Origin of the sequence: Nitratidesulfovibrio sp., assembly GCF_040373385.1 — a bacterium.
Classification (GTDB): domain Bacteria; phylum Desulfobacterota; class Desulfovibrionia; order Desulfovibrionales; family Desulfovibrionaceae; genus Cupidesulfovibrio.
Genome location: NZ_JBDXXH010000001.1, coordinates 530,696 through 551,482, shown reverse-complemented (window position 1 = coordinate 551,482; position 20,787 = coordinate 530,696). Strand labels below are relative to the sequence as shown.

The following is a 20,787-nucleotide window of genomic DNA, read 5'->3' as shown; positions in this document are numbered from 1 at the left end:
GCACGGCTCACCTGTCCGCACGGCTCACCTGTCCGCACGGCTCACCTGTCCGCACGGCTCACCTGTCCGCACTGTTTGCCCTGCCACCCCTCGTTTTCGTGCCCGGCTCCGCTGCCCCCCTCCGACCTCCCCCGTCCCGCATTTTCCCCCGCCCACGCACAAGGGCCGCCCCCCTTCGGAAGCGGCCCCCGCATTGCGTCATCAAGCACAACTCGCCCCCATTCGGGACCGGAGCGGCGGGCTACTTGCGCAGCACCTCGGCATCCCAGCCACGCTCCAGCGCCTCCAGCCAGTCGGCGGGGATCTCGGGCACGGCCCGCCGGGCCAGCACGTCGGGCGGCAGGGTTGCCTCGCCCATCTTCAAGGCGGCAAAGCGCGCGCGCCACTCTTCGGGCAGCCGCCCCACCTCGATGGCCGGAAAATCGCCCCACCAGGCCGGGTCCATCTTGGCCAGTTGCGCATCCGGCGACAGCAGGAAGTTGGCGACAACCATGGCCCCCGCCTTGTTGGGCGCGTTGAACGGTATGGCCACGAAATGGGTGTTGAAGATGGCCCCGTCGTCCAATGCCACGGTGCGCACCGTGGCCGGGTAGGTGCCATCGTCGATCAGCGCCTGGGCGTGCGCCGGGTGGTACGAGACGGAAAAATCCACCTCGCCCCGCGCGAACAGCCCGTCCAGCGCGGCGGCATCGCGCGGATAGGCGCGCCCGGCCTGCCACAGGTGCGGGGCCAGATCGCGCAGCCAGGCCCACAGGGCCGGGGCATTGCGGCCCAGCAGATCCTTGTCCAGCGGGCGCATGTACTGCGCGTGCCCCCCGGTAAGGGCGTAGAACGCCTGACGGATGAAGGCCGACCCGGTGAAATCAGGCGGTTGGGGATAGGTGAACCGGCCAGGGTGGGCTTTCACCCACTCGCCCAGTTGAGCCACGGTACGCGGCGGCTCGGGGGTGCGTGCGCTATCGTATTCCAGCACCAGTTGCGCGCGGCCGTAGGGCGATTCATAGCCGTCCACGGGATAGCCGAAGTCGGTGGCACTCTGCACCGGGTCGGTCAGGGCCATGTTGGGCAGGGCCGGGGCATACGGCCCCCACAACACGCCGCCCAGCCGGGCGTTGCGAAAGTTCTCGCCGTTGATCCACAGCAGGTCCATGCTGCCGGTGGCGCGGCCCGCCGATTTTTCCGCCAGCAGCCGGTTGACGAACACCGGGGCGTCCATGGGCGCCCGCACCAGGGTAATGCCGTGGCGGCGCGCCAGTTCCGGCGCCACGAACCCGTCCACGTATCGGTTGGCCGTGGCCATGCCGCCGTACATGTGAAAGCGCACCGTGGTGCCGCGCGCGGCGGCCTCCACCTCGTGCCACGGTTGCGATGCGGGGGCGGGCAGGGCCGCGTCTCCGGCCAGGGCGTGCCGCCCCAGGCACACCACCCCCAGCAGCACTAGCGCTGCCATGCGGAGCAGGCTGGCGCAACGAAGCGGGAGGAATGGGCGGAACGGGCGGTTCGGGGTAGCCGGGCGGACAGAAGGCGAACGGAACGGAGGCATGGATTCTCCCTGTGGATGACCGGATGGTGTCCCGGTGTCGTGCGGAAAACGGACCGGCGGGCAGCGCTGCGCTCCGGAACTGTCGGGCTGACGTTTGCTCTGGTTCGCGGTTTGGCGACCACCCCGGACCGGCACCATGTGCGGATGTGGGCCCGACTCCGCGCCGGGGCCGGAACCGCCCTCTACTGCGGCGGGTTCTGCTCCGCCTGCCACGCCGTCGTCTTGGCGATTTCATACAGCGTGGGGTCCACCCCCACGAAATCCACCACATCGCGCTCGCCAAGGCGCAGCCGTTCCCGCCAGCGGCGCAGTACGGCATCGTCGGGCACGGCGAATACCAGTCCCTGACCGCGCAGCACCTCGCGGGCCTCGGCCTGGGCCTCCTCGGCCTGGGCGCGCGCCCCGTCCACGTGGGCTTCCCAGGCATCGCGCAGCACGGTGCGCATGTCCTCGGGCAGGCGTTCCCAGAACGACCGGCTGACCAACGGCACGTACATGGCGAAGTAGGCGCGGTCCTCGAACACGTGGGTTACGCCGTAACGCCACAACTGGCCGGACACCGCCGTCTCGTGGGTGGTCATCAACCCGTCCAGGTTGTCGCCCTGCAGCCAGTGCGGCAGGTCGGGCCAGGGCACCACCAGGGGCCTTGCGCCCATGGCCGCCAGACGCAGTTCGTTGGCCGGGCCGCCCGCCACGCGAATGCGCAGGCCCGCGAGGTCCTCGTGCCGCCGCACGGAGTGGTCCACCAGATACAGGTTGGCGTGGCCCAGTTCCAGCCAGCGGCCCAGCACGGTGACGCGCAGGTTGCGTTCGATGCGGGTGTCGATGATGCGCCCCGGCGGGCCGTCGGCCACGGCCAGACTGGCGCGGGCCGGGGCACCGTAGAAGGCGGGCAGCATGAACACGCCGCAGTCGGGCACCACGGAATGCAGCACCCATGTGCCGGGCAAGGCCATTTCCACCCGGCCAAGGTTCAGTGCCTGCAACACGTCGCGGTCGCGGTACAGGCTGGCGCTGTCGTGCACCTCCACCCGCAGCCGCCCGGCCAGCCGTTGCCGGACGTCATCCGCAAAGCGGCGCAGGGCCTTGACCTGAAAGTGCGTGGGGCCGTTGTCCACGGAAATGCGCAGCACCGGCACGCCGCCCTCGGGGCGCGCGTCCGGGGTTGCCCCGGCGGGTGGCTCTGCCGCGACGGCTTCGGAAGCTGGTGATTCGGCGGCAGGTGCGCCAACTGCGGAAACTGCGGAAACTGGGGCGATTGTGGCAACTGGGGCGACTGCGGAAACTGGGGCTGCCGTGGCAGCTTGCACCTGCGCGGGCGGGACGGCGGCGACCAGCAGCGCGCACAGGGCCGCCACGGCCAGACACACGGACATCGCCGCGCCTCGGCGCGCTGGCGGATGCGCTGGCACGGGATGCACGGGCACGGGATGCTCGGGACGTGCCGGGCTACGGCACCCCGACGGGGTTCGCGGGACAAGGTTGGTCATGCGGCCTCCCCCAAGGCGATGTCGAAACGATGCATGCGTGTCGACAAGTATGCCACAACTGTCTGCGTCAGTACACCTTTCTCCGGGCAAACTGGCCACCGAGCACGGTGAACGTGTTTTCCACGATGAACAGCGCCTCGGGATCCACGGTGAACACCAGTTCCTCCATGCGCTTCAGCTGCACGTTGTTGGTCACGGTCATGACGATTTCCCGGTCGTCGCCGGAATACCCGCCCCGCCCCTGCAGAAAGGTGGCCCCCTGCCCCAGTTCGGAAACCAGGTCGTGCCCGATGCGCCGACTGTGCTCGGAAATGACGAACACCACCTTGCGCTGGTTGAACAGGGCCAGCACGTATTCCATCGTCACCGCCGCGATGAACACCTGAATCAGCGAGGCGATCACCGTGTCCACGGGCATGGAGACAAGGCTGGCGGTGAACAGCACCGCGTTGAAGCCGAAGCCGAACCGCCCGATGCCGAGCCCGAAGCGCTTGTGCAGGATGATGGCCGCCACGTCCAGCCCGCCGCCGGAACCCAGCGAACGCAGCATGATGCCGCCGCCCGCCCCGCAGATGACCCCGGAGGCCACGGCGGCGTACAACTGGTCGTGCACGCCAAGGTCCACGTTCTGGAACACTCCCGCGAACAGCGAGGTGGCAAGCATGCCGTACAGGCTGTAGAGCAGGAACCGCCGCCCCACGTGCAGCCACCCCAACGCGAACAGCGGGATGTTGCACAGCAGGTACCACGCCGCTGGCGACAAGAAATGGGTGTGGTACCACGCCATCAGCGCGATGCCGTAGATGCCGCCGGTAAGAAACCCGTGCCGGGCCACGATGCCTTGCGCCCCCAGGGCGAACAGCGCCGACCCCACGGTGAGCAGCAGCAGGTTCCAGCGGACGGAATAGGCCAGTTCCTTGCGGGTAGACATGCAAACCTCCCTGCCCGGCCCGGTGCCCGAACACACGTGGCCGACATGAAAAAACAGGGGCACGCCCCGCCATGCGGCAGGCGCGCCCAACTCTGTCCAGATTACCGCGTACCGCCGTTGCCGTGAAGCCGGGGCGCGTTGGCCGTGCCTCTACCCCGGATGCGGCGCACGGGCAAGGGCGGCGCCGGGGTAAAAGACGACCGGGGCAGCCGCGCAACGACAACAGGCGCGCCTGCCGCCACGCGAAAAGGTAACGGATTCACGGCTCTGCCCCACACCGCGCGACAATGCGACAGCCGCCGCCCCGCAGCGGGCAGGTCATCAGCCTACCGGTACGGATGAAAGATATACCCCCGGCACCACGCGGACAGACAGCATGGCAACGGCGAACGGACGAAAACCGGGGGAAGCGGAAAGCGGCCAGGCTGGCAATTGCCGGGCCGACGGGCAGCGGCGGGGGGCGTCAGGGTTGCAGGGAGCCGGTGCGCCAGGCTTCCGCGAGACCCGGAGTCCGCAGTCTGGGCGTCCGGGGGCGTCCGGGGGCGTCCGGGGGCATATGGGGGCATATGGGGGCATATGGGGGCGTCTGGGAACATCAGTGCGCCGGGGCCGCCTGGGGGCGGCAGCGCCTCTGGGTCGGCAGCGCGTCATGTCCGTCAGCGCATCATGTCCGTCAGGGGCGATCGCAATCGGGCCAGACCAGGCCCGGAACCTCGGTACGCAGGGTGCGGCACAGGGTTCGGCCATTCTCGACCATGAACAGCGCCTCGTTTTCCAGGCGCAGGCGAAAACCCGTGGAGTCGATGCGGGCATCGCCCCCCTGGCGACATATGGCCCCGGTGCCGTCCAGGGTACGCTCCAGCCGCGAGGCGGATTCGTTGGCCCGGCGGAACGCACTGCGCAGCATTTCCTGCTTGGGGTCGTTCTCCACCAGCAGCAGGCGTTTCATGGCCGCCTCGGACCCCAGGCGCGCACCCCGCACGCTGTCCATGTCCTGGTCTATGCGATTGCACACCGGGCCAGCGCCGTAGGCATCGGCAAGCTGCGCACCGATACGGATGATCCGGTCCACGGCGTCGGCATCCTGCCCCAGCGCACTGCCCGCCGCGCGGACTGCGGGGCCGGGCAGCAGCAGGCACACGGCCAGTGCGCACGCGGCCAGCAGGGATGCAGCCCGAACATGCGGCGGGGGCGCATGCGGGCCAGACACCGGCGCCATCCTGCCACGCCCCCCTGCCCGGCAGAGAACCACGTCGGACACGCGGCACGCCCCGTCACGGAACGAATGTAAAGATTTGTAAAGGCGCGTGGGCATTCAGCCCCTCTATATGCCTCGCCCGGCGAATGCAACCCCCCGGCTCCGCCAGTTGCGCCGTTCGGAATCGCGCGGCGGGGCGGCAAGGGTGTACGGGCAACGGCGACAAGGTCCGCAAACGCAGCAGCCCCCGGCGTAGGGGCGCCGGGGGCCGTGCGTGAGAATACCTTCGGTAGGGGAGAGAACCGTCTACAAGAGGCCTATCAGCATTTTCGTGGCCATGACGATGAGCAGCACGGCGAAGATGCGCTTGAGCTTGGTCACCGGCAGGCTGTGCGCCAGCCGGGCACCTAGGGGAGCCGTGAGCACGCTGGCGCAGACAATGCCGACCAGGGCGGGGAGGTAAACGAATCCGAAGGTGTTCGCGGGCAGGCCCTGGGTAGCCAGCCCGTTAACTATGTACCCCACGGTGCCGGACACCGCGATGGGAAAGCCGATGGCGGCGGAGGTGCCGATGGCCGTGTGCATGGCCACGTTGCACCACGCCATGAACGGCACCGACAGCGTGCCGCCGCCGATGCCCACGAGGCTGGACACCCCGCCGATGACGTTGCCCATGCCGAACATGCCCATGGTGCCGGGCAACTCGCGCGAGGGCTTGGGCTTGAGGTTCAACAGCATCTGCGCCGCCACCCAGTACAGGAAGCAGACGAAGAAGCCCTTGAGAAAGCTGGTGGAAAGCTGGGCCACCACCCACGTGCCGATGAGCGTGCCGGTGATGATGCCGGGGGTGATGCGCCACACCACGTTCCACAACACGGCCCCGCGCTTGTGGTGCGCCCGGAAGCTGGAGATGGAGGTGAACATGATGCTGGCCATGGACGTGCCCAGCGCCAGGTGCTGCATGTAGTCGCCCGGAATGGCCTGCAACGCGAAGGCGAAGTTGAGCATGGGCACGATGACCAGCCCGCCGCCCACGCCGAGCAGCCCGGCCAGGATGCCCGCGATGGCGCCAACGGCGAGATAGAGCGCAAGGGTCAGAATCATGAATGGCTCTCCGCGTTGCGGGCAATGCGCGGCCCGCGTGGTTCCGAACGTGGCGCGCGGCGTGCCGCCTGGCACCGGGGGGCCGAAGACCTCGTTGCCGAAGACCTCGATTATGGTCCGGCGTCAGCCTGCGCGGGTAGCCGCCAGCCCCGAGGTCTCTCGCATCGCCAATGAGGACTTTCGCCTGCTGGCGAGGCCAGCAGGCGAAACGACCAGTTGCAATTACATGCGCAGGGCGTGGCGGCCAATGGACGCCACATTGGCGCTGCCGGTCAGCACCATGGCCTGCACCAGCTGCCCCTTGATGGTATCGACCAGCATGGCCACCCCGTCCTTCAGGCCGCCCACGGCGGCGATGGAGAAGGGGCGGCCCAGCATCACGGCGTCGGCGCCAAGGGCCAGCATCTTGAACACGTCCACGCCGTCGCGCACGCCGCCGTCGGCCAGGATGGCGATGCGCCCCTTCACCGCGTCGGCGATTTCGGGCAGCACCTCGGCGGTGCCGGGGGCATGGTCGAGCACGCGCCCGCCGTGGTTGGACACCACGATGCCGTCAGCGCCCACCTCTACCGCCAGGCTGGCGTCGATGGTGGTCATGATGCCCTTCAGGATGAACGCCATGCCCTTGGCCTTGACCTTGGCCACGATGCGCGAAAGTTCCGCCGGGGTCTTGGGGCCCACGGGGCGGCCCATCTTGCGCAGCGTGACCAGGCCCGCCGCGTCGATGTCCATGCCTATGGCCGGGCAGCCCAGTTCCAGCGCGCGGTCCAGCTTTTCGTCCAGTTCCGCGCCGTCCCACGGCTTGATGAACGGGATGCCCCGCCCGCCCGCGCCGGTGATGGCCGCGAAACCCGCGTCGATGATGAACGGGGGCACGCCGTCGCCGGTGCAGCCGATGATGCCGCGCTCTGCGCAGCCGCTCACCACGGCAGCCGCGTAGTCTTCCTCGCTCACGCCGCCGCCCATGTTGAAGGACACGCCGCCGATGGGTGCCGCCAGCACGGGCATGTCCAGGGCGATGCCGCACACGGTGGCGGAGGTGTCGGGTTCCTTCACGTCGTGCACCAGGCGCATGTTCAGGCGCACGGCAGACAGCGCGTCAAGGTTGGCGGCGAACGTTGCGCCGGTGCCCAGGCCGCCCATGCCGGGCACCTCGCCCGAGCAGGCCTTGCCGTTGCACACCGGGCAGACTCGACAGTAGCCCTTCATCAACTGACGTGCCTTGTCGCGAACTTCCTTCATCATGTCCCTCCGTTGCCAGGCGAACATGGGCGGCGCGGGCCGTGCCCGCACCGGGCGTGGATCGCCCTGGGCGTCGTTGGCGTGATGCGCGCCGGAAACCCCGGATACGGCGGTAGCGCCGGTGGCGCCGGTAGCACCGGAACGCGCGGTGAGTGGTCTTGCCGCCTGAGTGGTCATGCGTGGTTGCCCATGGGGGTCATTCCCCGGACCATTCGAGGGCTATTTCCTCGACGTGCAGAATATGTTCATGCATGGCGCGAAAGGCCGCCTGGGGGTCGCGCGCCTCCATGGCGGCGAGGATGTTGGCGTGGGTCGCAACGGCCCACTGGCGGCGGTCTTCGGTCTGCAAGGTGAAATCGCGGCTGTCGGTAAGAATGTCGTGCAGGCGGGTCAGCACTTCCTGCACCACCGTGTTGCGGGTGGCGCGGGCGATGATCATGTGGAATTCCACGTCGGCATCGGACCCGGTGTTGCCGCCGTCGATCTCGGCGATCTGGGCATCCAGGGCACGGCGCAGGGACTCAAGGTCGCCGTCGCTGACGTGGGCTGCGGCCAGCGCAGCGATTTGCGGTTCCAGCAGACGGCGGAATTCCAGCACCTCGCGCAGTTTGGCGCGGCGCTGCGCGATGATGGCGGCCAGCGGCTCGATGAGCGTTTCTTCCGTGTCGTCCAGCACGTAGGTGCCGTCGCCAAGGCGGCTGGTGACGATGCGCTGCTGCTCCAGCGAACGGATGGCCTCGCGCACGCTATGACGCGAGACCCCGAACAGCTCGGCCAGGCGGCGTTCGGGGGGCAGCTTGTCGCCGGATTTCAGTTCGCCCTTCTCAATAAGGTCGCGGATCTGCCCCACGATTTCCTCGTGCAGGCGGATGCGGCGTGCGGGCTTGAAGGCGGGGGTCATCTGCGCTTTCACGCAACGGCCCTCCCGGGCAGTGGGATGTGCGAACGGGTACGGAATTGGTACAACCATTCACTGGTTGAACCAATTCACCCGAACACCCTCCCCCTGTCAACGAAAATCCGCGCCGGATGTGGCCCGGCGGGCAAGTCCACCCGTCGGGCAATTCCGCCGGGCAAGCGCTATGGGCAGACAATAAAAACGCGCGGCCCGAAGGACCGCGCGTTACCCCAATACATAGTTTCGGTTCCAGGTACAAAAGCGCGAAAGAGTACCGCCGCGTCGCAAGAGGGATTTTTGTTCTCTGGCAAGGAAAAACGATTTTTCATGGAGGGAGCGCGGCAGCCGTTACATGAGCGCACAGCGCGAATGTTACGGATGGCGACAGCAGCGCGTACTCTTTGGTACGTGACCGGAATGAAAAACCGTTTTTCCCGCTCTGCGCTCGATGCCCGTAAGGCTCGCAGACTCGCCCAACGGGCACGCTCCGCGCCCTTCGGGTCGGTCTCTGCGCTCGATGCCCGTATCGTTGCTGTCCCCATCCGTACGGCTCGTGGACTCGCCTACGGCTGGGGCAAGGCTCGCAGACTCGCCCAACGGGCACGCTCCGCGCCCTTCGGGTCGGTAAACCAGAAGCAAAAAGCCCCTTGCGATGCCCGCTACTTCACGCCGCCGATGACCCTCCCCTCCGTAATGAACGAAATGCCCTGCGACGACACGGTGCCGATCATCACCCCCTGGGCCAGGGGCTGCGACACGTGCGCCGCAGCGCGCCACACCACGATGAACGCGGGGCCGGAGCCGCCCAGGGTATCCGATTCCTCCACCACGAACTGGGCGGAACCCAGCGGCGGCAACTGGCGCGGCCCGTCCAGATAGCTGCGCACCGTCTTGCCGTGCTCGTCCACGTAGCGCACCTCCATGAGGGTGATGGGCACGCGCTGGTCGGTGTTGCGCACCGAGAGCATGGTGGTGATGTTCAGGGTGCGGCCCCGGTTGCCGTAGACGACCGAGGAATACACCGGCACGTAGATGGTCTGCCCCACGGCCATTTCCGCGCGGGCATCGCCGGGCAGAAGGGACAGGGCAGACACCCCCGTTTGAACCGATTGTGCCGCCTGGGTGGTCGCCGCCCGGTACTGCGTGGGTACCGGCAGCGCGGCAAGGCCGCAGCACAGCGCAAGGCAGGCGGCCACGCGCAGGGCAAGCCCGCGCGCACGGGCGGCCATGGGCCGGGGTCCAGAGGCCCCAGATACGCCTGACGCGCCAGATACGCCAGACGAGCGGGATGCCCGGAACAGTTGGGACATGAAAACGCTCCTTGCGCCGCCGGTCAGCGGCTTTCCTGCACGTGGTCCAGCGCCTGACGGAACAGGTGCCGCACGTGGTCGTCGTCAAGGGAGTAGAAGGCGTTCTTGCCGTCGCGGCGCACCCGCACCAGCTTGGCCGCGCGCAACAGGCGCAACTGGTGCGAAACGGCGGACTGGCTGTGCCCCACCACGGCGGCCAGGTCGCACACGCACAACTCGTCACCGGTCAGCGCCTCGAGAATGCGCACCCTGGTGCGGTCGCCGAGCAGCCGGAAGGTGGCGGCAAGTTCGGCCATGTCCTCGTCCGGGGCCATGCGGGCGCGCACCCGCGCGATGACGTCGGCGTGCTCGCAGTGCTGCTGGCACACCGGGGTCTCGGCAAGGTCAAGGTTGTCCCTGTCCGATGCAGCGGCCCTACCGGGCGCGCATTCGGCCTTGCGGACACGGGAGTTCCCGGAGCGGGTCGCGGCACCGGGGCTGGCGGATTGCGTGGCGTCTGTTGCGTCTGGGGCGCTCACCGGGTGTGGACTCCTGCGGCGGCATGCCGCCCGTTGCGGGCCGGGCCACAACGCAAGGAATCGCGGCGGGCAACGGCCAATGCCAGCAAGGCTACCCGGAACACCGGGGCGATGCAAGGTCCGGCGGCACGGCGCGAAAACGGGCCGGACGCATGCGCCCGGCCCGTTGTGCAAGCTGTGTGTGCGGCGTGTCCGCGTGTTACGCGGGCGCGCCCTCGCCGCCCACCGACGCGGCGGCGGGCATGCCGCCGTCGCCCGCCAGCGGCACGTTGCCGATGGCGGCCCCGGTGGCGGCAAGTTCCTCCACCGAGAAGATGCGGTTGCCGTCCAGAATGATCACGAAGCCGTCATTGCGATGGCCCATGCCCTTGATGAAGTCCTGCCGCACGGCGGTGCCCATGCGCGGGGCGGGCTCTATGGCGTCGGACGGAATCTCGATGACCTCGCGCACCGAATCCACCAGCGTGCCTATCACGGCGGCCTCGCCCTCGAGTTCGGCCTCCACGATGATGATGCAGGTGTTCACGGTGTCGGTTACCGGTTCCATGCCGAACTTGCGGCGCAACTCCAGCACGGGCACGGCGCGTCCGCGCAGGTTGATGACCCCGCGCATGAACTCCGGCGTGCGGGGTATGCGCGTGATGGCGGTCAGTTCAAGCACCTCGCGCACGGTGCTGATGTCCAGCGCGAACACTTCTTCGCCCAGGGTGAAGGTCAGATACTGGCTGGTCTCGTACATGCTGCCTCCCGAAGCTGACCGGCGCTAGAAGCGCTCGAACTCACTGTCATCCGCATCGGAATCCATGTCCAGCGCGATGTTGCCGCCCTTGCCGGGCACCGCCTTGCGTGGCGTCTGGCCCGCAACGGCACGGGGCGCCACCTTGGGCTGCGCCCGGCGCGGCGTGCGCGCCATTCCGTCGTCCAGCGCCGCCACGCGGAAGCGCGAGACGGTGGCCTGCAACTGCTCGGCCTGGCTGGAGAGTTCTTCGGACGTGGAGGCCATTTCTTCCGAGGCGGAGGCGTTCTGCTGGATGACCTGGTCGAGTTGGGCAATGGCCTTGTTGACCTGTTCCGCGCCCACGTTCTGCTCGTTGCTGGCGGCGGCGATTTCCTGCACCAGTTCGGCGGTGCGGCGGATGCCCGGCACCATCTTGGTCAGCATTTCGCCGGCATGCTCGGCCACGGCCACACTGGACGACGACAGTTCGCTGATCTCGGCGGCGGCCTGGCCGCTGCGTTCGGCCAGCTTGCGCACTTCGGCGGCCACCACGGCAAAGCCCTTGCCGTGTTCACCGGCGCGGGCCGCCTCGATGGCGGCGTTCAGCGCCAGCAGGTTGGTCTGGCGGGCGATTTCCTCGATGATGGAAATCTTGGCCGCGATTTCGCGCATGGCGCCCACGGTGTCGCCCACGGCCTTGCCGCCGCCTTCCGCATCGGTGGCGGCCTGCATGGCAATGGTTTCCGTCTGGCGGGCGTTTTCCATGTTCTGGCGGATGTTGGCCGCCATTTCTTCCATGGACGAGGATATCTCTTCAATCGACGCCGCCTGCTCGGTGGCCCCCTGCGACAGGGTTTCGGCCGAGGCGGAAAGTTCCTCGCTGCCGGAGGCCACGTTTTCGGCGCCGGAGCGCACCTCGGTGATCACCGAGACAAGGCCGTCCGTCATGTCCTTCATGTCGGCGTACACGCCGCGCAGCTTGCCGCTGGCCGCGTCGAACGACACGTCCAGGTCGCCCGCCGCGATGCGCCGGGTGATGGCGGCAAGGGCCGCGGGGTCCGCGCCCAACTGAGCCATGACCACCCGGATCAGCAGCCATGCAATGGCCACGCCCGCCAGCACCGCCGCCAGGGCAATGGCCCCGGTCAGCATCTGGGCCTGATCGTTGGATGCCTGCACGCGCGGGCCGATTTCGCGCTGTTCCGACTCATAGCTGCTCTGGATGGCATCGCAGGCCTGAGCGATGGCCGGGCCGAGCTTGCCAAGACGGTTGGTGTAGAGTTCCTCGCGCTGGAATCCGGCCTGAACCATGGGCTCGAAGGCGGCCATGTACTGGCTGAACAGGGCCTGCATTTCGCGTGCGGTCTCACGTGCCCCCGGCCCGCGCAGATCGGCCTGCAAACGACCAATCGCACTGGCCGCATTGGACAGCGCCGCCTTGCCCTGATCGTACCATTTGCGGTCGGCGTCATGCAGCAGCCGGGCAATGGGCACACGGGCCTCAAGGACGAGGCGCAGCGCCTCTTCCACCTTGCCCCTGCCCGCCAGGTCGCCCTCGCGTTCGGCCGCGTCTGCCGCACGCCTGCCAACGTCCATGATCTGCGGTCCAAGCTGACCCATGCGGTCTGCCTCAACCGTGCGGGCCGCAGTCTGCTTGCGCAGTTCATCCATGGCAGCGCCGTATTCCTTGTACGACGCGACGACGGATTCAAGGTGTTTGCGCCGCTCGGGATTCTTCATACTCTTGTCGGCCTCGTCCAAGCCTTTGGCCAGATCCGAGCGACCTTCTTCATAGGAACGCAACGCGGCCTCGGACGAGGTATTCATGTAGCTGAGCACACCCAGGCGCATCTTGAGCATGTCGGCCATAATGCCCCCGCTCATGAGCGAACCGCGTGCCGTGCGCCGGTAATCGTTGAATCCCGTCGTTGCGTCGGTAAGCGCCTTGTAGGAAATGCCCCCCATTGCAACCAGCAGCACGAGCACAAGGCCGAAACCCAGAATCAGCTTTTTGGCGAGCGTCATGTGTTTCTCCCGTCCGGAACGTTGACGTCACGACATCACAGGTTGGCCGTACCAACCAACCCGAGCGCCGCCGGGCCGGGGCCGTCCGTACGCGTCCGGCCGAATGCACCCTCCCGCCGCATCCGGAAGATGCGTCGGCGGACGCTTCGGGACGCGTCGGGACACGGCGATGCCCCATCCGGCCCATTGCAATCCAACCTACCCCGTTCTGCCCAGGCGGCACCATGCTGCCTGACCAGCCTAGCCATGCCCCCGCAAGCGCGACATGATTTTCAGCGTTGCCGTCAGGCTGGCGTGGTGCCGCACAGCCTGGCCGCAAGTTGCACGGCCCGCTCATCGTCGGGCGCCGCCAGCAATTCTTCAAACAGTTCACCCGGCAGTACCGCCGGATCGTAGTCCAGCGTGAGCGTGGAGGTGAACACGTCAAACCGTGTCCCGCGCAGTCCCGGCCACGTTTCGGGCGTCAGGGCGCGCAGTTGCGCGGCGGCCGGATGCCGAAGGAGGGCAAGGTCCACCTTGAGCCGCAACCGGCCAGGAGCATGATCGGCAACTTTCAGAAATTTCCTAAGGTCCGCAAGTACACGAGGGTTCATATTTCGTTGCGTTCTCCTGTGCTGCACGACGATGCAGGGCGCTGCATCCTACGCCGCCAGCTTCGCAGACGCAAGCGAATGCAAAGGAAGATGCCTCTCCGTCACCATCCGCGAGCCTATACCTTTATACACCGCAGTGCCATCCCTGCGGCAACGCATCGGCATCCGGCCAGCACACCGCAACATGCCGGTGCATTCGCACCAAGCCATGGCAGCAACGCACCAGCACTCCCCGGCGCGCCTGCCTTTGCCGGAGCGGTACGGCAGCGCGCATCGCACAATCAGGACGCATCCCGCGAGTCTGGCGCACCATGTCCCGCCACCAGTGACGAGGGAGCCAGACGGCGACGCTGCGCCACCGATGCCACCTTGCGCAACATGGAATCCATGTCGAAGGGGATCAGGATGTCATCGTCGATGCCGCGCTTCATGCACTGGATGGACAGCCGCACCTGGGCGGGACGGACCATCAGGATCACCCCCATGTGCGGGGCCAGCCGCCGCGCCGAATCCAGCAGCCCCAACGGACAGGGCGGCCCTTCGGCGCAGCCGAACAGGAACACGCTGAAGCCGCCTGTGGCCAGCAGGCGGCGGGCATCGTCCGGCTCGGCCGCCACCACGCAGGCGCTGCCACCGCCGCCCAGCAATTCGGCCACGTGCCGGGCGAAGGACGTATCGGTATCGAATACCAGCACCGAGGTCATCCACATGGTGCACCGCCCACTGTCTCGTTATCCCGTTGGTGCGTTGGCCTGTTGTCGCGTTTGCCCGTCATCCCGTCCGGGGTACGGCGTCCGGATCACAGGGACGATCGCGGCGCGTATCCCGGGCGCAGCCGCAGGCGGGGATGGAAATCCGAAGGCAGTACCCGCACGCGCTGACGGCCCGCCTCGTGAAATTCATAGCAATGTCCGTTCCAGCAATAGTTACCTCATGGTTGCGGCATGTTGACGTATGGGCGCACTGTTCCCCCACGCCGTGTCGTCGCTTCCAGATACGACAACACGCATCCCGCGCATCATAATGCAACATTTTGCATCGCAAATAACGGAACAAAGAGGAGGGATTTGAAGCGGCACGGAACGGTCCAGCCCAAACAGGGCACACGGCGCGCCCACCCCGGTCCGGCACCCGCGGACGCCCGGAATGCAGGCACGCAAAGAAAGAAGAAAGGAAAGAGAGAACAAGGCAGGCTGAATGCCCGCGCGGGAATGGAAAATATCAACGCCTGCCCACCAACGGCAAACGCCCCCCCCCCGACGGTTGAGGCCCAGGGGGCGCGGCAACCCGCTACACGCCGCCCAGCACGGCGTCGGCCTTCAGCGTACCGGCCAGCAACGCCCCGATGACCGCATCGCGCCCCCCCACCACGCCATCCAGCACGGTGATGCGCTTCCAGGTAAGGTAGTCGTAGAATTCCTGTTCTATGCCGCAACACACCACGATGGCGACGTTCTCCGTCAGGATGATCCGGCACAGTTCCTCTGCCGATGCCTTGGCCAGCACCATGGTGCGCGACCGCGCCAGCCCGCCCTCGCTGTCGATGCGGCCCAGCCACGCCTCTGTGGCCCGGTCGAACCGGGGCGCCACCGCATCGCGGTGCAGGGCCACCAGCACGTTGCCGCGCACGCCGCCCTCCTGCCTGGCCGTCCCGGACGGCACCGTACCGTTCTCGCTGCTGTTCATTGGTCCAACCCGTACTGGCGCATCTTGCGCCACAATGTGGTTCGCGCCCAGCCCAACTCACTGGCCGCCGCGCCGCGCCGCCCGCGCGCCCGCACCAGTGCCTCCATGATCAGGCGGCGCTCCGCCTCGGCCCACGTGGCATCACCATGGGGCACACCGGCGGGTGGTGCGCCCTCGTCGGCACGGGCAGGTGGCCCGGCGCCAGCACCTGCGTTGCCTGCCCTGCCCGACATGCCGCCACTCACCGGCAAGCCCCCGTGGTCGTGCTGCCCGCTCCGTCCCGTGTGCCCGGAGTGCCCGGTGTGCTCCCGCGCCATCTTCGCAGCACCGCCGCCGCCATCGGGGGCGTCGGGCTCGCCGCTTTCCTCCAGCAGGTAACGGGGCAGGTGCGGCAGGTCCACGTGGGTGTCCTGGCACACGTTGACGCAGTACTCCACGATATTTCGCAATTCCCGCACGTTACCGGGGTAGGCATGCTGCAACAGTACCTGTTCGGCCGCCGGAGTGAACCCGGTCAGCCGCTTGCCGAACATGCCCGCGTACACTTTCAGGTAGTGCGCCAGAAACAGGGCAACGTCGTCGCCACGCTCGCGCAGGGGCGGCAAATGAAAGCGCACCACGTTCAGGCGGTACAACAGGTCCTCGCGAAAGCGCCCCTCGCGCACCATGCGGCGCAGGTCGCGATGGGTGGCGGCCATGATGCGCACGTCCACGTGCACCCCACGCGTGGAACCCAGCGGGTGGATGATCTTGTCGTCCAGGAAGGTCAGCAGCTTGACCTGCAACGGCAGGGGCAGGTCGCCCACTTCCGTGAGGAACAGCGTGCCGTTGTGGGCCAACCGGAAGCGACCCGGCTTGTTTTCCGACGCACCGGTAAAGGCGCCCTTCTGGTGGCCGAACAGCTCCGATTCCAGCAGGCTTTCCGGCAGGGCGCCGCAGTTCACCTTGATGAACGGCCCCTTGGCCCGGTTGGAGGCATTGTGCAGCGCCTCGGCCAACAGGTCCTTGCCGGTGCCCGTTTCTCCGGTGACCAGCACCGAGGAATCCGTCTGGGCGATGCCCGGCAGCAGCCGGAACACCCGCTCCATCTCGGGGCTGTGCCCCAGCATGTCGCCAAAGCCCTGCGGCCACTCGGGCCGGGCCTCTGCCGGGCGGAACAGGCGCAGGTCTTCCAGTGTCTCGAAATACCCCACCCTGCCGCCATCGGGGGCGGTCAGGGCACCGCAGGTCACCCGCACGGGAATGCGCGCCCGGTCGGCGTTGACGATATCCGCCTCGCGCGCCACCGGGGCCACGCTGGCCGCTGGCGACTTGTCCACCACGTCCAGCGGGCAGCCCCCGGTGCACAGGCTGCATCGGAACACGTAGCGGCACGGCAGGTTCAGTGCCCGCTCGCGCGACATGGCCGTAAGGGCGCAAGCCGCCTGGTTCAGGAAAACCACCCGCCGTTCGGCGGAAACAAGCGCCAGCGGCAGGGGGATGCGGTCCAGCAGGGTGCGCGCCGCCACCGGCTGGTCAAACAGCCCTTGCAGCAGCGGCCCCAGCGATGCGGCCATGTCCTGTGTCGTCCCTCCGGCCATTCCCCCTCCCCTGCCCTGCCCGTTCACGGCTCGCCCGTCGCACCGTGCAACGGCCTGCACTACGTACGGTGCAAAACGTTGCAAAACTTTTCACAGCGCTATCCCATTCCCCTGCGCGAAGCAAGAAAGACCTTGCGCAGGCAGCACAACAACCTGAAATAAAAACAAAATATTTGCATGTGAATTATGGAACGAAGCTTGCTGCTTCCCTGACCCTGAACCGACGTTACGCGTGCGCACACCGCAGGGGACCGTGTCGCCGCCGTCGCCGTTTCCTAAAGAGGAGCACCTTCATGGGGATCAAGACCAGGCTGTATCTGCTGCTCGCTTCCGTTCTCGTAGCCCTGGCCGCCATCGTGACCGCCAGTTGGGTAGGCTCCGCCAGGGTCGAACGGGCCCTTGCGCTGCGCGCCCTGGCCGTGGACGCCAACACAGAGCTGTTGCAGGCCCGCCGCCAGGAAAAGAACTTTCTCATGCGCAAGGAAATGCAGTGGGCCGACAAGACCCGCAAGCACATCGGCACCGCAGATTCGCTGCTGCAACGCATCGCGACAACGGACCCCGGCAACGCCGCCATGTGCGACAAGGGCCGCTCCACCCTTTCCCGCTACAACGCCTCGCTGGACGAGGTGTTCCGCACGGTGGCCGAAACCGACGCCATGATCCAGGCCGGGCGGGCCGTGGAACCGGCGCTGGCCGACATTCGCAAGGCGTACGAAGACAAGGCCGACGAAATCGGGAACCTGGTCAAGACGGTGAACACGGTCATCGAGGTGGGCATGGGCGTGCTCATCACCCTGTTCGTGCTGGCCGTGATCACGGGCATCACCCGTTCGCTGGCCGCGTTGCAGGCCTTCTCGCGCGAGGTGGCGGCAGGCAGGCTGGACGCCACGGCCAGTGGCAGCATGGCGGGCGAGTTCGGACTGCTGCGTGACGACCTGACGGCCATGGTCGGCAGGCTGAAGGAAACCCTGAACGACTGCTCTGCCAAGGGCGACGAGGCCCGCCACCAGGCCGAGCAGGCCCACGCCGCCATGCAGGCGGCCACTGCGCGTGAGCAGGAAGTGAATGCACTGGTGGATACCATGCGCCGCGTGGCCGCAGAGGCCGCCGCCATCGTGGGCGACCTTACCGACGCCTCGCAGGAACTGGCCGCCCAGACCCAGCAGGTATCCGCCGGGGCCGAGGTGCAGCGCGCCCGCATGGCCGAGACGGCCACCGCCATGGACCAGATGAACGCCACGGTCATGGAGATCGCCCGCAACGCCACCCTGGCCGCGGACGCCTCCAGGTCCACCCGCGAAGAAGCCCAGAAGGGCGAGCAGGTGGTGGAAAACGCCGGGCGGTCCATATCGCGCGTGCACGAAATCGCCACCCGCCTGCGCACCGACATGCAGTCGCTGGGACGCGATGCCGAATCCATCGGCGAGGTCATCAACGTCATCAACGAAATAGCCGACCAGACCAACCTGCTGGCGCTGAACGCCGCCATCGAGGCGGCCCGCGCCGGTGACGCCGGACGCGGCTTTGCCGTTGTCGCCGACGAGGTGCGCAAGCTGGCCGAAAAGACCACCAACGCCACCAAGGAAGTGGAAACTCGCATCTCGGCCATCCAGACGGCGGCCCAGCGCAACGTGAACAACATGGATACGGCCACCCAGGCCGTGGCCGACGCCACCGGGCTGGCCGACGAATCCGGCGGGGCGCTGCGGCGCATCGTGGAATTCGCGGACAACACCGCCGGACAGGTGCAGTCCATCGCCGCCGCCAGCGAAGAGCAGTCCGCCGCGTCGGACCAGATCAGCCGGGCCGTCACCGAGGTCAACGACGTGGCCAGCGAATCGGCACGGGGCATGGAGGCGGCCAGCGAGGCCGTTCGCGCCCTGGCGCAGATGGCCCAGCGGCTGCGGTCGATCATCCAGCAGATGGACGGCGGCAAGCGCTAGCCCTCCACCTTGCGTCTTTGCATGCACACGGGGCATGGCCGGCAACTCCCGGCCATGCCCCGTTCATCTTGCGAAGGATGTTCCGCACAGCACACCCCGTCAGGGCCTGTCTGGGCCTGCCTGGGCCTGCTTGGGCCTGCCTGGGCCTGCCTGGGCGTGTCTGGCGTGTCCGAGCGTGTCTGGCGTGTCCGGTCGCCCCCCTACCCCACGGGCAGGGCCGCATACGGGGCGGGCAGCCAGGAATAGCCGCCATCCCTTGCCCGCACGCGGCCGATGCCCGGAAACGGCAGATGAGCCCCGGCCACCCAGTGCCGCTCGCGGGCAGCGCGAGCCAGGACCTTCTGGCGTGCGGGAAAGGCCTTGGCCTGGTCCGCGTCGAAGTCGATGGTCACCGCCGGGCGGGGAAACTGCACATCCATGCAGTGCACCACGTCGCCCCAGCACAGCAGGCTGGCCCCGCCCGATCCGATGCGGAACCCGTAGTGTCCCGGCGTATGGCCAAGGATGGGTTCCGCCGCCACTCCGGGCACCGTTGGTTCGCCAGCCTTGAAGGGGCGCAGCGACCCGGCGGCGCGGTACGGCTCGACTGCGGCGCGCAGCGCGGGCAACACCACGCGCTGCCCTTCGGTGACGCGATTTTCCGCGCCGGGGCTGAGCCAGTAGGCCACTTCCGCCTCGTGCACGCGCACCTCGGCCCCGGTGAACAGCGGCTTGCCCGCCCCATCCACCAACCCCAGGGCATGGTCGGAATGCAGATGGGTGAGCAGCACGGTGTCCACCTGTTCGGGACGGTACCCGGCCTCGACCAGACTCTGCGGCAGCAGCCCGGCCTTGTCGCCGAAGTAGGTCCCCACCCCGGTATCCACAAGGATCAGGTTGCGCCCGGTGTTGACGAGAAACGCATTGATGGACGCGGGGATACCTGCCTGCGGATCAATATACGCGTCGTCCAGCAGCCTGTTCACCTCGGACTCCGTCGCGCCATGCAGCAGCTTGGAAGAAATGCCCACGCCGCCATCGTACAGTGCGGTAACCTCCACATCGCCCAGCAGCATGCGAAAATAGCCGGGGGCCTGCCGCCCCACCCTGGGCACGGGTGCCGCCACGGCCGGGGGCACCACCTTGCCCAGCACCGTACCCGCCACAGCCAGCATCGCCCCCTGCATGAACCTGCGTCTGCCTATCATTTCGCTGTCTCCTGTTCGCCACGCCACGCCATGCCCGGAACGGGCGTTGCCGGGCCGCCGCGTGGCGACTGTTCGGTCCGGATGGCATGTACATGACGAAATAGCAGCTGACGCGCTTGACACAAGTACGCACCATTCTGTTCCATTGTACCCATAAGGATACCTTGGCACCTGATGCATACCACTACGCATCGCACTGCGACCAGGCAGAAAGGCAGGGCGGGACGAGATGCGGCGGCACGCGGGCCGAATGAAACAGGATACAGGCGGATGGAGACACAGCCCGAAGTCCGGGGAAAAACCGGAGGGGGCGGAAAAGGCAACAGGCCCGGTGCACGGGGCACCGGGCCTGTCCTGCGTCGTCTCGCCTGTTCCGCCGGGGCGGAACCGGGAAGCGGCGGACGCGCACCGCCTGTCGCGTATCGATCCGGGACTGCCGACTCACCGGACCGTGCAAGGGCGGATTCGCCATGTGGAGGCAGGCGATATGGAAATTCGCGCCGTTCACCAAAGGTCACGGCAGGGAGGAGAGGGTGGGGCCAGGGGTGTGGGCGTCCCTGGCCCCGCAGGGCAAGAGGGAGAACCGAACAGGCATGATCGGCGGGGCCGGGAGCATTGGCCCCGTTGTTCTCGTCTCTCAAATCGCCCCCGGCAGGGCGGCGGCCCGCCGTTGGGGGCGTGGGTACTCTCGTCTCTCCATGCATGGGCACCGCCATGACCGTGCCCATGTCGCGGTCGCCTTGACACCACCCGCCCCGGCCCGAAGCCGGACACGGCAGTTGCTGCGGCGCGGGTCCGGCTGGCACACAGACTGTGCA

At 67.6% G+C, this 20,787-nt stretch carries 17 protein-coding genes; 1 reads left to right on the top strand and 16 read right to left on the bottom strand.

All coding sequences use genetic code 11. The features are described 5' to 3' along the window. Positions 1-241 precede the first annotated feature (241 nt). The 15 genes from ABWO17_RS02290 to ABWO17_RS02220 form a co-directional block, all read right to left on the bottom strand. On the bottom strand, positions 242-1,450 hold the full coding sequence (locus ABWO17_RS02290) for an ABC transporter substrate-binding protein (protein WP_353115643.1): 1,209 nt from the start codon (positions 1,448-1,450) through the stop codon (positions 242-244). 275 nt (positions 1,451-1,725) lie between these two features. After that, the gene (gene dctP, locus ABWO17_RS02285) at positions 1,726-2,919 is read right to left on the bottom strand and encodes a TRAP transporter substrate-binding protein DctP (protein ID WP_353115641.1); all 1,194 of its coding nucleotides are present in this window, start codon (positions 2,917-2,919) and stop codon (positions 1,726-1,728) included. A gap of 181 nt (positions 2,920-3,100) precedes the next feature. After that, positions 3,101-3,964, bottom strand: coding sequence for a YitT family protein (locus tag ABWO17_RS02280; protein ID WP_353115639.1), 864 nt, complete (start codon positions 3,962-3,964; stop codon positions 3,101-3,103). A gap of 673 nt (positions 3,965-4,637) precedes the next feature. Beyond that, positions 4,638-5,183: a hypothetical protein gene (locus tag ABWO17_RS02275; protein WP_353115637.1), complete on the bottom strand. Its 546-nt coding sequence runs from the start codon at positions 5,181-5,183 to the stop codon at positions 4,638-4,640. A gap of 285 nt (positions 5,184-5,468) precedes the next feature. Then, a complete protein-coding gene (locus ABWO17_RS02270; protein ID WP_353115635.1) occupies positions 5,469-6,266 on the bottom strand; it encodes a sulfite exporter TauE/SafE family protein in 798 nt (265 codons plus the stop codon). Between the two features lie 222 nt (positions 6,267-6,488). Continuing rightward, positions 6,489-7,508: an alpha-hydroxy-acid oxidizing protein gene (locus ABWO17_RS02265; RefSeq protein WP_353115954.1), complete on the bottom strand. Its 1,020-nt coding sequence runs from the start codon at positions 7,506-7,508 to the stop codon at positions 6,489-6,491. Positions 7,509-7,704: 196 nt separating this feature from the next. Further along, positions 7,705-8,421 carry a FadR/GntR family transcriptional regulator gene (locus tag ABWO17_RS02260; RefSeq protein ID WP_353115633.1) on the bottom strand — a complete coding sequence of 239 codons (717 nt, stop codon included), beginning with the start codon at positions 8,419-8,421 and terminating at the stop codon, positions 7,705-7,707. A 644-nt stretch (positions 8,422-9,065) separates the two neighbouring features. After that, positions 9,066-9,716, bottom strand: coding sequence for a DUF3124 domain-containing protein (locus ABWO17_RS02255; RefSeq protein WP_353115631.1), 651 nt, complete (start codon positions 9,714-9,716; stop codon positions 9,066-9,068). A gap of 23 nt (positions 9,717-9,739) precedes the next feature. Next, on the bottom strand, positions 9,740-10,051 hold the full coding sequence (locus ABWO17_RS02250) for an ArsR/SmtB family transcription factor (protein ID WP_353115952.1): 312 nt from the start codon (positions 10,049-10,051) through the stop codon (positions 9,740-9,742). Between the two features lie 382 nt (positions 10,052-10,433). Then, positions 10,434-10,973 carry a chemotaxis protein CheW gene (locus ABWO17_RS02245; RefSeq protein ID WP_353115629.1) on the bottom strand — a complete coding sequence of 180 codons (540 nt, stop codon included), beginning with the start codon at positions 10,971-10,973 and terminating at the stop codon, positions 10,434-10,436. A 24-nt stretch (positions 10,974-10,997) separates the two neighbouring features. Beyond that, a complete protein-coding gene (locus tag ABWO17_RS02240) occupies positions 10,998-12,977 on the bottom strand; it encodes a methyl-accepting chemotaxis protein (protein WP_353115627.1) in 1,980 nt (659 codons plus the stop codon). Positions 12,978-13,261: 284 nt separating this feature from the next. After that, positions 13,262-13,570 (bottom strand): hypothetical protein, encoded by a 309-nt coding sequence (locus ABWO17_RS02235; protein WP_353115625.1) that lies wholly within the window; start codon positions 13,568-13,570, stop codon positions 13,262-13,264. Positions 13,571-13,851: 281 nt separating this feature from the next. Beyond that, positions 13,852-14,280, bottom strand: a complete 429-nt coding sequence (locus ABWO17_RS02230; RefSeq protein WP_353115623.1) for a DNA-binding transcriptional response regulator — start codon at positions 14,278-14,280, stop codon at positions 13,852-13,854. A gap of 580 nt (positions 14,281-14,860) precedes the next feature. Next, complete coding sequence (locus ABWO17_RS02225) at positions 14,861-15,256, bottom strand: dinitrogenase iron-molybdenum cofactor biosynthesis protein (protein ID WP_353115621.1); 396 nt, start codon at positions 15,254-15,256, stop codon at positions 14,861-14,863. Beyond that, positions 15,253-16,836 (bottom strand): sigma-54 interaction domain-containing protein, encoded by a 1,584-nt coding sequence (locus ABWO17_RS02220; RefSeq protein WP_353115619.1) that lies wholly within the window; start codon positions 16,834-16,836, stop codon positions 15,253-15,255. Before ABWO17_RS02220 ends, ABWO17_RS02225 begins: the two co-directional genes overlap by 4 nt. A gap of 293 nt (positions 16,837-17,129) precedes the next feature. Here ABWO17_RS02220 and ABWO17_RS02215 point away from each other — a divergent pair, with 293 nt between their 5' ends. Further along, complete coding sequence (locus tag ABWO17_RS02215) at positions 17,130-18,782, top strand: methyl-accepting chemotaxis protein (protein WP_353115617.1); 1,653 nt, start codon at positions 17,130-17,132, stop codon at positions 18,780-18,782. A gap of 200 nt (positions 18,783-18,982) precedes the next feature. On the opposite strand, the gene ABWO17_RS02210 is transcribed toward ABWO17_RS02215, so the two are convergent. After that, positions 18,983-19,969, bottom strand: a complete 987-nt coding sequence (locus ABWO17_RS02210; protein ID WP_353115615.1) for an MBL fold metallo-hydrolase — start codon at positions 19,967-19,969, stop codon at positions 18,983-18,985. Positions 19,970-20,787: the final 818 nt, after the last annotated feature.